This is a genomic window from Granulicella sp. L56 (assembly GCF_009765835.1).
In the GTDB taxonomy this organism is placed as follows: domain Bacteria; phylum Acidobacteriota; class Terriglobia; order Terriglobales; family Acidobacteriaceae; genus Edaphobacter.
This window is the reverse complement of record NZ_LMUS01000001.1, coordinates 754757-770213: the sequence shown is the minus strand read 5'-3', so window position 1 is coordinate 770213 and position 15457 is coordinate 754757. Positions and strand designations below refer to the sequence as shown.

The following is a 15457-nucleotide window of genomic DNA, read 5'->3' as shown; positions in this document are numbered from 1 at the left end:
GATCCTCCCTATACGCGAAATATTGTGCATATGTTGAAAGGTTGAGCAGCCAGGATAGTTCTTCGCTTGCCATGTGGTCCGCACGAATCAAAAATGAAAATACATCCGATCAATATAGGGAAATGAATGATGCAGCAGACCTGGAGATGGTTTGGCCAATCCGACAAAGTAACACTTTCTGATGCGAGACAGGCTGGAGCTGAAGCGATCGTTACAGCTTTGCACGAGGTCCCCATTGGAGAAGTATGGCCGGTCGAGGCGATTAGAAGTCGTCAGGACGTCGTGAGGTCTGCAGGATTGGAGTGGACGGTCGTTGAAAGCCTGGATGTGAGTGAGCGCATCAAGTTACGTGAGCCTGGATTTGAGAGGGATATCAATCACTACATTGCTTCGCTGCGGAACCTTGCGTCCTGCGGGATAGGCATTGTCGCCTACAATCTGATGCCGCTTTTCAGTTGGATGAGAACAGAACTGGATTTCCCCCTTGCCAGCGGCGGCACAACAACGCGGTTCAACGCGACAGAATTTGCAGCATTCGATTTATACATGCTCAAACGAAAAAGAGCGGAAGAAGATTGGGGTGAAGACCGCATTCGCGTCGCAGCCGCGCTCTATCATGACATGTCTATTGCACAGCGTGAAAAGCTGAAGAACACCATTCTTCAGGGACTTCCAGGAGGGAATGAGGCATTCACGCTGGATCAGGTTCGATTGGGACTTGAACGCTACCGAGGGATGAATGCAGGCGATCTTAGGTCTAATGCAGCCGCCTTTTTAAAAGAAGTCTGTCCAGTTGCCGAGGAGCTTGGCTTAAGGCTGTGTGTTCATCCCGATGATCCTCCGCGAAATCTGCTGGGACTGCCGCGAATTGTCAGTACGGCGGAGGATCTCGCATATTTGATCGGCCAATGGCCGGGCGATGCTAACGGAATCACCTTTTGCACCGGCGCTCTCGGTGTTCGCAGCGACAACGATCTCAAAGCGATGGTTCGTAAATTTGCGCACCGCATCTGGTTTGCTCATCTCCGGTCGACACAGCGTGAGCAGGATAGCGAGAGCTTTTTTGAAGCTGGGCATCTCGATGGTGATGCCGATCTTGTCTCAATTGTGATCGAACTTGTGAAAGAAGAGCGCCGGCGTCAAGCTGCGGGCGACCAGCAGAGGTTGCCGTTCCGTCCTGACCATGGCCGACAGCTTCTCTCGGATAAAGCCCTGGGAGCGCAAGCAGGCTACCCTGCTGTAGGACGCCTTCGGGGTCTGGCAGAGTTGCGGGGAGTGATGCGTGCCTGTGAACGCCTGTTGTAATAATTCACAACTAGTCCTTTCCAAAGATATGAATGTGTCCCCCGCGAGTCATGGCGTCGTGCGGGTATTTTCGTAGGCTCCAGTTTTTGGAAAGTGTCTATTTCAGCGCTTGTGATTTTGCTTCGACGATCAGGACCGAAAGCGCTCGTCTCGCGAATGACATGTTGCAACTTCCGAAATGGAATAGAGCTGCGGCTGAAGACATTTGAGTACTCCATTGTTCCTTCGACATATAAGTGGCGGATGCCCGTCTTTTTCCACTGAAAATGTGATGCAACAAGATGGCTGTCAAAATGTATGGTTGCGTTTCCACTCGCAAGGAATTACTGGATGATTGAACAATCCAGCCAGGAGTCCTGTAAGTGACTGCCGATCAATCTTTGAAAGTGACAATGTTATCGGCGATGAGAACGGCGTTTATCTAGGGTATAGGCGTAAATTACCGGTTTCGACTAGGAAATTCGGTCTACGCCGATCTCGATAAATTGGAGTGGTGTCGCTACATACAAAAAACTGTTGACACAGATGACTGGATCACGGTACTGTCTCATTCGAATGGAAACGGTACCATATTGCCGCTGAAAAGGATTCTTTCAATGAGACGTGTTTTTATAGCATTTCTGCTTGCCTGCACTGCATCCATCTGCGCAGCACAGTCAAATACTGGGACGATCCTGGGGCTGGTGCAAGACTCTCGAGGCTACTCTATTCCTGGGGCATCGATTCTTCTGAGCAATCAGGGAACAGGTTTCTCGCAGAAACTTGTTACGGACTCGACAGGAACGTTCATCTCAGCTCCACTGCCGCTCGGGATCTACAGCGTTACCGTGTCCTCTCCGGGATTTTCGACCAGCGTCAAGGCTGGGATGAATTTGCAGGTCTCGGACCGTATGCAACTTCGCTTCTCCCTCAAACCGGGGGACGTGAAGGAGACGATCTCGGTGACTGGGCAGGCTCCCCTCATTGATGCCGCGTCAACAACTCTTGGCGGTGTTGTGAGCAAGCAACAGGTTGCGGATCTCCCGATCAATGGGAGGAGCGTCACTGATCTTCTTGCGCTGGTACCTGGAGTCCAACTACGCGGCAATTCAAATCAACTGAGTGTAGGCGGTCAGGGAACCTTCACCAATGAGGGAGGGCTGCATGTGCTACTCGATGGCGGCGATGCAAGCCGAGTCGACTTTGACGATGTAGGAAATACTTATGGGTCGAGCGCTGGACGGGTTTCCCGCGCAAGCGTGGATGCAGTGGAGGAGTTTCGCGTTTACACGGATTCGTACTCAGCCGAATACGGCCAGACGCAGGGAGGTGTCGTAAACCTGGTTACGAAATCAGGTACCAACCAGTATCACGGCAGCTTATTTGAATACTTCCGTAATGAAGTGCTCGATGCTCGTGACTACTTCAACCCTGCACCAAACTATAAGCCGGCCTATCGGCTCAACCAGTTTGGCGGAACGTTTGGTGGTCGCTTCATCCGCGACAAGCTTTTCTTCTTTACAGATTACGAAGCGGTTCGCCAGCGGAGTGGAAATATCCTCGCGGCAGTTGTTCCTACGGCCGCTGCAAGGGCATCTGCGGTGCCTGTAGTTCAGTCCGCTTTTGCAACTCTCCCTCTGCCGAACGGCGCTATCTCCGCGTCGGACCCCCGCTTTGGTGCATACACGGAGAGCATTTCTAATCCTCTCACCGAGAACACGGGAATCGTCAAAATAGATTGGCAACTGCGTCCTTCCGATCACATCACTGGTCGTTACAACGCCAATCAAAATCTCACAGAGACCTATACAGGCGTTGCCTTGGGACAGGTGCAGGATGCGCCTGGATTTATGCAGCTTGCGATGTTAAATTACACCCACACCTTCACTCCGAATGTAATCAACGAAGCAAGTTTTTTCTTCAATCGCTTCCACGTTGATCCCCGTGCCTCAAATGTCGCATCTGTCTTGACCTCTCCCATCATCGGCTTTGGCGAAGGCGCTGGTGTCGGTCCGGGCCTCTTCGATCTTCACGTCGCCAACAACTCTTTTACATGGCAGGACAACGTCACCATTGTTCATGGCCGTAATCAAATCAAAGTTGGGGGAACGGCTATTCGCAACCAGGACAATAAAGAGCTTGGTTATCAGATGACGGTCAGCTATCTCACCTTCGCAGACGCTCAGCAAAATCTTGCATTTTCCGATGGCACCTTGGGCTTTCCCAGAATCGGTATCCGCAACACATATTTTTATCTCTTTGGTCAGGACAACCTTCAGGTAAGCAGGCAACTCAGTTTCAACATGGGGTTGCGATATCAATATGATAGTTCTCCCACGGAATCGCAGGGGAGGATCGCAAATTTCAACCCTGCTACAAATAAGCTCGACCCAGTCGGAGGCACTGTCCTCAATGCGCCCCGCCTTAATTTCGCTCCCCGATTCGGCATTTCGTATAGTCCCCGCGCATCTGGCAACCTGGTGCTCCGAGGCGGCTTTGGCATCTTCTTCTCTGACCTGAATGCCGGTAACCTGGCACAGAACCTTCCGTCCAACACAGGTCTTGGGTTCAGCGCTTCCGTGAACAATGTTCAAGTTCCCGGCCTCCAGGGACTGCCCTTTCCTGATCTCGCTTCCTTCGCTGTTCCGACGACAAATTTCTCCGCAATCGTGAAGAACTATCAAGAGCCATACTCCGAAAAGTGGAACTTCAACGTTCAGCAGGCATTGGGATCCTCCGCTATGATTCAGGTCGGATACAGCGGAGCGAGAGGACTTCACCTCATTGAGGGCTACGACCTTAATAGGCTCTCTCCCGGAAGCACGGTACGTCCCCTTCCCCAGTTCGGCAGCATCAATACGAATACGACAAGCGCGATTTCAAATTATCAGGCGTTCCAGTTGATCTTCAAAAAGCGTTGGCCAAGCGGGCTTTCCTTCAATGCGAGCTACACCCTTTCTCATTCGCTCGACGACGCCCCCACCGTATTCGGTTCCTATCAAGATGATCACAACCCGATTGGCGACTATGGAAACTCTGATTTCGATGATCGTCACAATCTTGAGTTTGACGCGAGCTATGCCATTCCCGCCATCCCTCACATGATGAAAATCGTTGGATCCGGTTGGCAGTACAACACAATTACCGAAATACGGAGTGGGTTCCCATACTCGATCTCCTGCGGATGCGATCCCGAAAATGTTGGACAAGCGAGTTCCCGAGCGGACGTAGTTCCAGGAGTTTCTCCTCGTCCGCAAGGGTTCAGCATCCCCTTGAATCAAATCAACCCAGCAGCCTTCGCCATTCCTGTGGGCCACTTCGGCACCTCGACCAGGAATGCGTATTACGGCCCAGACGCGGTTAACTTCGATATGTCTCTCTTCAAGTCCTTTCCGCTGCCCAAACTGGAGAAGCAGCAAATCACCTTCCGGGCAGAGGCCTTCAATATTTTCAATCATCCACAATTCAGCAATCCGCAATCGGCACTCAACAATATCCCTCAGTTCGGGCAAACTACCAGCACGCTCAGCACTCAGGAGGGTTTTCATACGAGTCGGCAACTGCAATTTGCATTGCGCTACTCCTTCTAAACAACAAGGCCAGCTGACAGGATGCATCGAAGTCTGATCAAAAGGCGGCAAACGAAAGTGGCTGGAGACGAAGCTCTTCAGCCACTTTTTATTTTTAGCAAGCTTGTTGTCTAGCTGGGCTTGTTCTGCATGGTGAAGACCAACTCTCCACCTGAAGCCAGGGAAGCATGGTCAATTTGTGATGAAGTGATGGGCTTGCCATTGAAGGTGCATGTGCTGACGTAGGGGTTTCCGGGAACCTGGTTCACAGCGCGGATGCGTGTTTTGACGCCGGATGGCAGATGCAAGGTGGCTTCGTGAAAGAGTGGCGAACCCAAAACGTAAGAAGGTCGTCCGGGGCAAAGCGAGTAGAAGCCGAGTGAGCTGAGAATGTACCAGGCGGCCATGGAGCCAGTGTCCTCATCGCCCGCGAAGTCATCGACGGTATAGAGCTCGTCGAGCACGCGGCGGACCCAGTACTGCGTGCGGTCGGGCCGGCCGGCCATGGCGTACATGTATAAGATGTGATGCGAAGGTTGATTCGAATGAGCGTACTGACCAAAATCGACCGCTGCCATCTCAGACATCTCGTGAATCTCGAAGCCGTAGTCTCCTACGTCGAAACGCGGCTGCATGGTGGTGAGTTGGTCCAGCGCGTCAACGAACGCAACTTTGCCACCCATGGCAGCAATGAGGCCTTTGGGATCGTGTGGAACTGAGACGCGGTACTGCCACGCCGATCCTTCGACGTAGCCATTTCCCCAGCGAATCGGGAGAAAGTTCTTTGGCCACTGTCCATCACTCAGGCGAGGCCGCAGGAACTTTGTGCCGGGATCAAATACCTTGTGCCAGTTTTGGGAGCGTTCTTCGAACATCTGAGCGTCGGCGTGTCGCCCAAGGACCTTGGCGACCTGACCGATGCAGAAATCTCCATAGGCTGCATCAAGAGTTTCGGTGAGCGAGGCGCCGTGCTTGTCCGCAGGAAGATAGCCAAGGGCCAGGTAGTCGGCAACACCCTGGCGTCCGTAGCCAGGTGTCTGCTTGAGAGGAGTCGTTGCGTGCTTGCGCAGTGCCTCATAGGCTATGTCGAGTTCGAAACCCTTGATGTTCTTGACGGCCGCATCGGCAAAGACTGTATCAATGGGGCTGCCGCTCATCGCGCCGCGATAGCCCGGGCAAGGGAATTGCGGGAGCCAGCCACCTTCCTTGGCGGCATTGACCCAGGCTTGCAGTATCTCTGCGAGCCGGTCGGGATAAATCAGCGTCATCATGGGATACCAGGCGCGGTACACATCCCAGAACCCATGGTCGGCGTACATGACTCCGTTAGTGACGGAACCGTTGTAGGGGCTGCGATGCACGGTCGTGCCCGAGGCATCGACCTCATGCCAGATGCGTGGGAAGAGTGAAGCGCGGTAAAGCGCGGAGTAGAAGATCTTATTGCGCGTCTGGTCCGGCTCCACGATGCGAATGCGGCCGAGTTGCTGCTCCCATGCTTCGGCGGCCCTATCGGTCAGTTGACTGAGCGATAGGGTTCCGAGTTCACGATCGAGATTCAACTTCGCTTGTTCGCCGGAGATGAAGGATGTGCCAATGCGCAGTTGAACGCGTTGATTAGCCTTCACGTTGAAGCGGAGGGCGGCGACGCCTTCTTTTTCCATCTGCTGAAAGTCGAGCTGAACAGTGGGATCGTCGATGGAGAGCGCGTAGTAGGTCGCGAAGCCGGGTGCGACTCCACCCTGATTGCTCGGAGAAGTTGCAATGAAAGACCCTGGAGTGCCCGATGCTACGCAGGTGCCTTTGTTGCCCGGAATCGCAACACATAGACCCGCGGGCCCAGGTTCTGCGAACGTTAGCTCCATGATGGCGCAGCGTTCTGTCGGCGCAAGGTCGATGGTCACACTGTAACGGCGGAGTTCGACGTGCATGCCGTAGGGAGTCAGGTGCAGATCTCGGGGTCGATACGAAGAAGCTCTTCCTGTGGGTGTCAGGTCGGGTCTTCCGCAAAAAGGAAGAATGGCAACCTGTCCATAGTCGCCAAGCCAGGGAGCCAGTTGGTGCGTACAGCGTACTCCTTCAATGCGAGGATCTGCGGGATGGAAGAACCAGTTGCCGCGCTCTGAGGTGGTTTGGATGGTCCAATGCGCCATGCCGAATGGTGCGGCGACGATGGGCAAAGTATTGCCACGCGAATAGGATGGGCTGGAATTCGTGCCCTGCAGAACATTGACATAGTCAGCGAGGTGGCGAGGGCCAGATAACGTAACAGACATCTCTGCAGAACTGAGTTCGTGTGGGACAGAGGCAGCAACGGCATCCACGCGACACAACGAAGCACTTACACCGATTGCCGCCGATTTGAGAAAGGTTCGCCGGTCCTTGTTCATTGCTCTCCTTCTGGACGCCAGTCTGTCCAGTGTAAGCTTCGACTTAAGGGTTTGGTACAAGCTCGAAGCTGTGAGCAATGGGCACGGCGAGTTGCTGCTGCTTTTCGACAACCTTCGATTCGAGGAGGTCCAGCGCTGTCATGGCAGGGGGCGCGTCCGCCATCGTGCCGAGGGGGACTTCGACGTGACGCCAGCGGTCATAATGTAGGTCGCCATGCTCGGTGGTGAGTTGGTAGACACTCATGGCCTGGTCGGTCATGGGGGTCTTGAGCGTGGCAAGGTTAACTCCTTTGCCGAGCTGATCATTAGTGAAGGTACCTACGCTTTGTCCATCGATGCGAAGGGAATATACTCCGTCCTTCAAGCCGGAGACGACGAGCGGCTCCTGGTCGAGTGCTGTCACGAAATCTGAACTGCCTACAACCAGCCCGATGGTCGGCCCCCCGCCCCACATGTTTTCCCATTGAACGAGAGGCAAAGGAAGGGCGTCGTCGGTCTCCGTCCATCGAAGACCATCGGTGCTCGTCAATGCAGTGACGAGCGCATGTTCAGCATGGCTGAGTTTCGGTCGAGGTCCAGATGCGTTGATCGCGACGGATGCGACGATGGGACGCGTATTCCAGGACTTCAACACGGCTTCCGCAACTATTAGGCTACCGCCGAAGGAAGGGTGAATGTGATCGGGAAGGATTTCCTTTGCCACGACAGGATCGGTCTGATTTGCCCGTTCAAGCATATGAACAAAGTCCGTGTTTGCATCGGCAACTGTCCACTTATTCTCCTTCGCGAAGGTGCCAATCCATTTCCCGTATCCGATGAGGCTCTGGTTATAGGGTGCGCCATCGAGGACCGGGAAGGCGGGAGGACGGGTGACGTCGTCATACGGAGAGGGCTCAATCGCCGTGATGCGAGCCTGAGGGGCGCTCTGCTGCAAGACGTCGCGGATGTGCCGGTAGCCATCGAAGAAGATCTTGTTTGATGCTTCGGTGGCAGTTTTGTAGCCGCCATCATTCATGCCGAGCATGATCGTAACAACGGTCGGCTTATAGACCGAAACGTCGCGTTGGAGGCGAAGATCGATAGGGCCACCACCACCGCCAGTCACCCGGTCACCACCCCAGCCTGAGTTGGTGAACTGAATATGCATTCCCGGATAGCGTGTCAGGACGAACGTTTCGATCTCCATGGTGTAATTGCGCTGATCGGTAATGCTATCGCCATAGAAGACAACGTGATCTCCGTTGTGCAAGCCGAAGTCAGGCTGCTGCGCGTTCAGGCTGGTCGTGATTCCCGTGCTGACGATGGCGGCACAAATGAGCCGACTAAGCCATCTGGATGCCATATGCTCAAGGAATTTATATCCGTCTTTGATCGAGCAGGAACAGTTGAATGCATCAAGATCCCTTGCGGACCTATCCTGTGGTTCGAATATTGCAGTTCTATGTAGACTCACCGTCAACTCCGGGAATATAAGGTACCGATACCATAGCCGCATCGACAATGAGTTGGCAAGACATTCTTTCGAGTTTGGGCTAAGGAAGAGCCTTCGGCCTGAGCAGATGGGTGATTTGTTCGAGTGTCATCCCGCGCGTCTCCGGCAGATAAAACCAGACAACGACAAATTGTAACGCCATCATGGCTGCGAAGGTGGCGAAGGGAAGCCACATGCCTTCGGTGACGAGCACGGGGAAGATGCCCGCGATGACGGCATTCATAATCCAGTGGGTTGTGGAGCCGAGACTCTGGCCCCGGCTGCGTGTGGCATTGGGAAAGATCTCGCTAATGTAAACCCAAATGACTGCCCCCTGCGAGATGGCGAAGGAGACCATGTACGTCGCGAGCAGCAGGATGAGTGCGTTGCGATGCGCGTGTGCATGAAAGATCCAGGCGATCGATGCGAGTGAAAGGGCCATCCCCACGGAACCGATGAGCAGCAGAAGTCGGCGGCCCAGGTAGTCGATGATGGAGATAGCGCAGATGGTAGCCACGAGGTTCATCAAGCCAACATCGACCGCCAGGGATGACGAGGTCAGCCGGTTGTATCCGGCAGCGGCGAAGACATCATTGAGGTAATAAAGAATGGCGTTGATGCCGGAGAGTTGGTTGAACGCCGCGAGCGCAGCAGCGAGCAGCAGCGGCCGCATGAGCGCGCGCGTGAAGAGGGGCGCTTTTTCGTGCTCCACTTCTTCACGGAAACTTTGTTCGATAATCTCTAACTGAGCTTTGGCATTCTCGCTGCCGAGAGCGTCGAGGACCTGCTTGGCATCATTGAGATAGCCGCGAGAGATCAGCCATCGCGGGCTTTCGGGGGTTCGTATGAGAAGCAAAAGCAGCAATGCTGCGGGAACCATACCGATTCCAAGTTGCCAGCGCCAGAGAGCGAAGGGAAGCGAGGCACGCTCCAGCAGGAAGTTCGATAGATAGGCCAGAAGAACTCCCAGTACAACGTTTATCTGAAAGAGCCCAACCATCCGGCCTCGCCATCGTGCCGGTGCAATTTCCGCGATGTAGACAGGGCCGACGACCGAGGTGCCACCGACGCCGAGGCCGCCAACGAACCGCGCCACCAGTAGCCAGAACCATCCCGGAGCGAAAGCGCATCCAATCGCGGAGATCAGATAACAGAACGCGAGCAGGCTGAGAGAGGATCGGCCTCCAAATTGTTGTGCGATTCTCCCTGCTGTCAGCGATCCCACGACCGTTCCCCAAAGAGCGATTGAGACGGTGATGCCAAGCGCACGTTCGGACAGGTGATACTGCTGCGTCAGCAGGGCCGTGCTCCCGGCAATAACGGCGGTATCAAAGCCAAACAGGATTCCGCTGGCGGATCCGGTGAGGATGCCTCGGAGCAGGGTCGACGAAAAATTGTTAGAGCGCATCATTTCTCGCCCATCGTATGCGATTTCGCATGTCCGCGACTATTCCTTAATAGGAGAGCCGAATGTCGGCAGGAAAAATCCTGCAATTGTTTCGACTTCCGTACATCAGCCTTTTGCTTGACAAGCGCGTATGCCGCCCCTACATTAATCTTGTCTTTAATATGGTAACGATGCCACATTATTCTAACGACCTCCGGTGCGGGTTCAAGTTTCCTGCGCTTTCAGACGAACGGCTTTCGCTTTCGAGGGTAGTCATTTCGCCTCGCCGCCAACGGGTGTGCGGGGAATCGACAATTGGTGTGCAGGTTTAGCAGAAAGGCAGGCGGTCGACCGGTGAATCAATCTTCCCCCTCCGAATCAGGCGCAGGCACGGATGAGTCCTTATGGATCCCAAGCGGCCTCAATCAAGCGTCGAGGAAAGTTTTAGAGGAGATTCGGCACGTACCCTTTACGGAAGACCTGCCAATCGTCGAAGCGCGCCAGCAGATGCTTGAGGGGCAATGTGCGACTGTAGATCGATCGACACTACGGAAGGAAACTTTTATCTATGTCGGGCGCGAAGTCCTGATCGTTAGGAGTCGCCGTTGCACCGGCATATGTTCACCAGTCTTCTTTCTACACGGTGGCGGATGGTTGATGGGCGACGCGCAGACCCACGCATATCTTATCGCGGAGTTGGCCGAGCGATCTCGCTGCGCAATCGTCTTTATTCACTATCCACTTGCTCCCGAGGTGCAGTTTCCGGAAAGCCAGGATATTGCGTTTTCTGCGATACGCGGAGTGCTTGCGGATAGCGCGAAGCATGAGATCAACGCAAATCAATTTGCGATTGCAGGCGATAGTGCTGGAGGAAATCTGGCTGCGTGCCTTGCGCTTCGCTTTCAGCGAGAGGGACTCCCCAGGCCGAAGCTGCAGATACTGCTCTATCCGGCGCTCGATGCGCGAATGAGGAGTGTGAGCTATCGAGCCTTTGGCAAAGGGCTCAACCTTACGGAGCGAACGATGCGTTGGTTCTGGCAGCAGTACGGAAGAGGAAAGGGGGATCTGGAGAATCCACTCTACTCACCTGCATGTGTCGACGACAAAGTGCTTCAAGGACTTCCCGAGACGCTGATCATTACAAGTGAATTCGATGTGCTGCGCGACGAGGCCGAGGATTTTGCGAAGCGTCTGCGGCGTGCCGGTGTGAGTGTGTGCTCAGTGCGGTTTGGTGGGGTGCTTCATGGTTTCATGGTGACGGAATCGCTTGCGAAAGACATCTCCGGCGACCTGGCGATACAGCTTGCCGCGGATTATCTTCGCCGCCGATTAGAGGAACATCCAATGCCTGGTGTTGAGGATCAAGCCTCTGGAATGCGTTGTGGTTCACTATGAAGTCTGCTAGTTTGAGGGCACCGCTTTGAGGTCGCTTCGGGACACACCACTGCTTTCCCAGCAGCGGCGAAGGCATTTTGTGGAAGGATTGAAAATATGAGGAGTGCAGAAAAGATAGGGAAGCGACCTTCGCGTCGAGCACAAACTGCCAAACGGCCCACCCTGGTTGATGTGGCTCGTGAGGCTGGCGTTGGGACGACCACGGTGTCGAGAATCATCAATGGCGGCCACTATGTGGAGGCCGGCACCCTGGCGCGTGTTCAGGCGGTGATGAAGAACCTCGGGTACCAGCCCAATCATGCAGCACGCGCGTTGAAAGGTGAGCGAACACGCACGCTTGGACTGATTGTGCCTTCGCTGAAGGACGAGTTCTTCGCAAATCTTGCGGATACCACGCAAACGCTCGCTCGACAGAAGGAATACGTTCTGATCGTTCTTGCATCGGCGGACGATGCGGCACAGGAGACGAGTGAGATCGCTGTTTTCCAGAGTCATCGGATCGATGGTCTTATCGTGGTGCCGCCACGTATTCAGACCCCAGCCTTTCTGTCTGCCGTCAAAGCCTTAGGAGTGCCGGTTGTGGCGATAGACCGGCCGCTTCGATCGCGCAACTCATCGGTGACTTGCGATAACTATGACGCATCCTTTGCCGCTACGAAACACCTCATAGAACATGGCAGGAAGCGCATTCTATGCTTCGGGGGAGACCCCGATCTTTCGACGATTCAAGAGCGCCAGCGCGGTTATAAGGATGCGCTCGCCGAGGCGTCGTTGCCATCCGAGCTTCTATTTGCCGCTGAGACAATCCCGCTTACAGAGAAGCTGCGCGAGATACTCGCACGGCCTCAGTCAAAGCGCCCGGATGCCATTCTCGGTCTGCTCAATATCGCGTCGATTGTTGCTTACGAACAGCTCATGGCACTCGGTCTAAGCATTCCGAAATCGGTTGCTCTTATAGGTTTCGACGATTTTCCTTTATCTTCGACCTTGCGCCCCGCGGTTTCAGTGATCCGGCAGCCGGTGGCAGAGATGGGCCGTGCGGCTGCCCGCCTCATCTTTGAACAGATCGAATCGGGTATCACGACACCTCATCAAATCACATTGAGTACAGAATTCATTGCGCGAAGCTCCTGTGGATGTGAGTAATGGAATCTGGTGCGGACCATGATCTGGTTTATTGCTACGACGTGGAGAAACGCAAGGTTCGGATGCCAAACGGTTGCATGACAAGATTCACTGAGGTATCGCCAGAAGATTTCGTATGCAAAGTGAGCTCGGAGTTAACTTTGCCGTTGAGTTCAACGAGTTGAGCCCTGGTCGGTTTGAAGCTGCATGTAATCGTGCAATGAGACTCAATCGTCTTCGCATTAAAAAGGCGGACTTCCAGAGCGTTGTCAACATGCATCATGGAGGAGAGCTGCACCCCTTCATCACTTACGCTTAAGAGCGAATGCCGCGCAGGTCCCACAAGTGATCTGCCGTCGATGAGAGCGGGAAGAAGTGGCTCCTCCAGCTTCGATTGTTCTTGCCATAGCTTTGCCTGCTGCCAGTTTTCTCGATGCGGGATGAGGGAGTACTGGGCTCGTTGCTCACCAAGCAAAGGGCATTTACCCCACCAGAAGCCGCCTTCCCAACCCCATCCCAACACAATCGAAAGTGGATGATCAGGCCCGTGTGTATAAGCTGTTGTGTGCTCTGAAAAGAGAGCCAGCCCAGCGTCCTTTGATTCGTTCAGCACATCCACCCAGTTGACAATGATATTGTGTTTGATCTCATCCCAACGCTGAAAGTAGGTGTTCGCGTTTCGGCTACGGCAGACGTCAAAGGCTCCGTTCTTATCGAGAGTCGTCTGCGCAAAGCTGGTTGGGAAGAGCGCCTGTAACTTCCATCGGCCATCGTTTGAAGAACGATGCTGCTCCGTCATTCGGTCTTTCGGCTGGATATCCCATGGGTCTCCGATCCAGGTCTCCTGCGCAAAGTGAAAGGTCGCATCGAAGTCGATTCTGTGCTCTCCGGTCACAAGTGTGATCAAGGTACGCGACGGACAGCCACCAACCTCTCCGTTAACGCAAACAACGGCTCTGATAGGTCCTGACTCCAGAATTTCGACAGTCGCAGGCGTCTCGGTGCTGCTTCTCCATCGCTTCTGAGCAATAAAGTAGCCGCGGTACTCATTGAAGAGAAACTCTCCGCTATCGGGACAGAGCTCTCGTGAGCCTTCTTTCTCCAACAGGCTTGTGATAGCGCCTCCGCGTTTCGGATCGAGACGGATGGAGTAGAACTCATTTTCGAGGAGGATGGTGCCGTCCTCGTTCATCAGGGCTTTCACAACACTATGAGCGATGCCTGCGGAGCGGGCTGGAAGCGGAACAACCTGATAGCTATTGAAACCGACAGCAGGGACGCGAGCTTTGAAGAGCAGGCGGCCCGTATTGATCTCTGGTGACGCTGGTCCCTGCGCAGGTTCTGGCGATGGCGGACCACTCTCCCCAGGATGATAGCGGCGAATGGCGCTCCACTGAATTGGTAGTTCCGCGCCATGTTCATCCAGGACGCGGAGGTCTTCAGTGTGACGATCAAAAGCGATCGTGCACTCCACCAGGTCTTCGCGATCATGACCCAACGTATTGAAGACGCGCAGTCGTTGTGTGCCTATGGGATGTCTAGGAACGTCGTCTTGTCCCTGACTGAGAGTGCTCGCGGATTGCTGCAGAATGTCCTCGGCAGTGTTCTGCGCTTCAAGAGTCTGAGCGGCCACTTGAAAGGCCCATGCCTGGCGGCCACTCTTGGTGGTCGCAGTAATCCATGAGTCATGGAACTGGCTCCACATCACCTGCTCCCATGCGCTGTTCAATGAGTTCGCAGGCCATTCCGCACCGCACTGCACGCACGCCATGGCTGCGATCTTCTCTGCTGTCAAAAGCCGAGTCTCCGCAGAGCGGGATTGCTGTGCGACCTTCTGAAGCGTCTTCTCTCCCCACGGCAAGGTGGTTCGGATGTCCTCCATGGTGAAGTGCCAATCCTTGGCAGGTACGCGTGCAATGTCGAAGAGATATTCCTGCCAGGTCACGTAGCGCACATGAGGCCCTGCGATGCGCGGCCGCGCCGCCCAGCCAAGGTCTTGGAAACACATACCGACAGGCTGAGGGATGCCATGATCGACGCACTTGATGAGATAGCTTGGCGAAGCGTCCTCTGCCTCCGTCTCCCATGTGTTCACCAACTGCTCGCAGGCATAGCGCGGAACTGCCAGGATGGACGTCTGATCAGGGCCGATCCAGTTCACCAGCTCTGCATCAAACCCTGCAGTGTAGCCACCCCACGCTGTGCTCGCATTCTTTAGAGAAGCTCCTTTGAAGCCCAGCGAGCGGAGAATCTGAGGGAGGCACGAGGACCAGCATGGCTCCTGGACCGCATACACATCGACGACTGCCGACGGAAAGTGTTCATGTATCCGATGCAATCCGTACTTGAGCTGTCGGATATTGCTCTCACCTGAGATGGCCCATCCATAGGGTTGCGCGAAAGTTCCACCTACAATCGTCACCCGAGCGTTCGCGCGGGAGTCGGCTAAGTAGCCTTGCAGTTCGCGATAAGCCTCGGGGTCCTCCCGCTTAAGCACCTCCCACGAATTAGGCTCGACATCCAGCGACAGCTTCCACTCCGGCCAGGTTTGCAAAGCTTCGAGAATGTCTCGCCAGCAGCCTGCAGGCATGTGCCCACGAGAGCCGCCATGATATCCATCGACGTAGAAGACGGTCGGCACAGGCGCCGCGAGGGCTGTGACGTCGAGTACCGTTCCGGCGAGAAAGACAGCGCTGGTGCGTTTTAGAAAGTTTCGTCGATCCATTCCGTTCCTTTTCGTCGGCGATATTATCTCTCAGCCTTGACCATCGTTCCGACCCCTGGGCTAAACGCGTCGATAAGTGGAACGCTGGAGATCGCATCAATCATAATCAGGGGC

Annotated in this window: 8 protein-coding genes; 4 read left to right on the top strand and 4 right to left on the bottom strand. The window is 54.6% G+C overall.

The genetic code is table 11. The features are described 5' to 3' along the window. The first annotated feature begins 126 nt into the window (after nucleotides 1-126). Nucleotides 127-1305 carry a mannonate dehydratase gene (gene uxuA / locus GSQ81_RS03135; protein WP_216846362.1) on the top strand — a complete coding sequence of 393 codons (1179 nt, stop codon included), beginning with the start codon at nucleotides 127-129 and terminating at the stop codon, nucleotides 1303-1305. 596 nt (nucleotides 1306-1901) lie between these two features. Next, nucleotides 1902-4874: a carboxypeptidase regulatory-like domain-containing protein gene (locus tag GSQ81_RS03130; RefSeq protein ID WP_158909252.1), complete on the top strand. Its 2973-nt coding sequence runs from the start codon at nucleotides 1902-1904 to the stop codon at nucleotides 4872-4874. A 110-nt stretch (nucleotides 4875-4984) separates the two neighbouring features. Here the strand turns inward: GSQ81_RS03130 and GSQ81_RS03125 are convergent, their stop codons facing one another. The 3 genes from GSQ81_RS03125 to GSQ81_RS03115 form a co-directional block, all read right to left on the bottom strand. Then, complete coding sequence (locus GSQ81_RS03125; RefSeq protein ID WP_158909251.1) at nucleotides 4985-7240, bottom strand: GH92 family glycosyl hydrolase; 2256 nt, start codon at nucleotides 7238-7240, stop codon at nucleotides 4985-4987. Between the two features lie 43 nt (nucleotides 7241-7283). Beyond that, nucleotides 7284-8582 (bottom strand): SGNH/GDSL hydrolase family protein, encoded by a 1299-nt coding sequence (locus GSQ81_RS03120; RefSeq protein WP_158909250.1) that lies wholly within the window; start codon nucleotides 8580-8582, stop codon nucleotides 7284-7286. A 190-nt stretch (nucleotides 8583-8772) separates the two neighbouring features. Further along, complete coding sequence (locus GSQ81_RS03115) at nucleotides 8773-10122, bottom strand: sugar porter family MFS transporter (RefSeq protein ID WP_318523774.1); 1350 nt, start codon at nucleotides 10120-10122, stop codon at nucleotides 8773-8775. A gap of 483 nt (nucleotides 10123-10605) precedes the next feature. Between GSQ81_RS03115 and GSQ81_RS03110 the strand changes: the two genes are divergently transcribed. Together GSQ81_RS03110 and GSQ81_RS03105 are read left to right on the top strand one after the other, a co-directional pair. Next, nucleotides 10606-11493, top strand: coding sequence for an alpha/beta hydrolase (locus GSQ81_RS03110; RefSeq protein WP_256369657.1), 888 nt, complete (start codon nucleotides 10606-10608; stop codon nucleotides 11491-11493). Between the two features lie 96 nt (nucleotides 11494-11589). Beyond that, nucleotides 11590-12639: a LacI family DNA-binding transcriptional regulator gene (locus GSQ81_RS03105; protein ID WP_158909248.1), complete on the top strand. Its 1050-nt coding sequence runs from the start codon at nucleotides 11590-11592 to the stop codon at nucleotides 12637-12639. 34 nt (nucleotides 12640-12673) lie between these two features. On the opposite strand, the gene GSQ81_RS03100 is transcribed toward GSQ81_RS03105, so the two are convergent. Further along, nucleotides 12674-15343 (bottom strand): glycoside hydrolase family 38 C-terminal domain-containing protein, encoded by a 2670-nt coding sequence (locus GSQ81_RS03100; RefSeq protein WP_158909247.1) that lies wholly within the window; start codon nucleotides 15341-15343, stop codon nucleotides 12674-12676. Nucleotides 15344-15457: the final 114 nt, after the last annotated feature.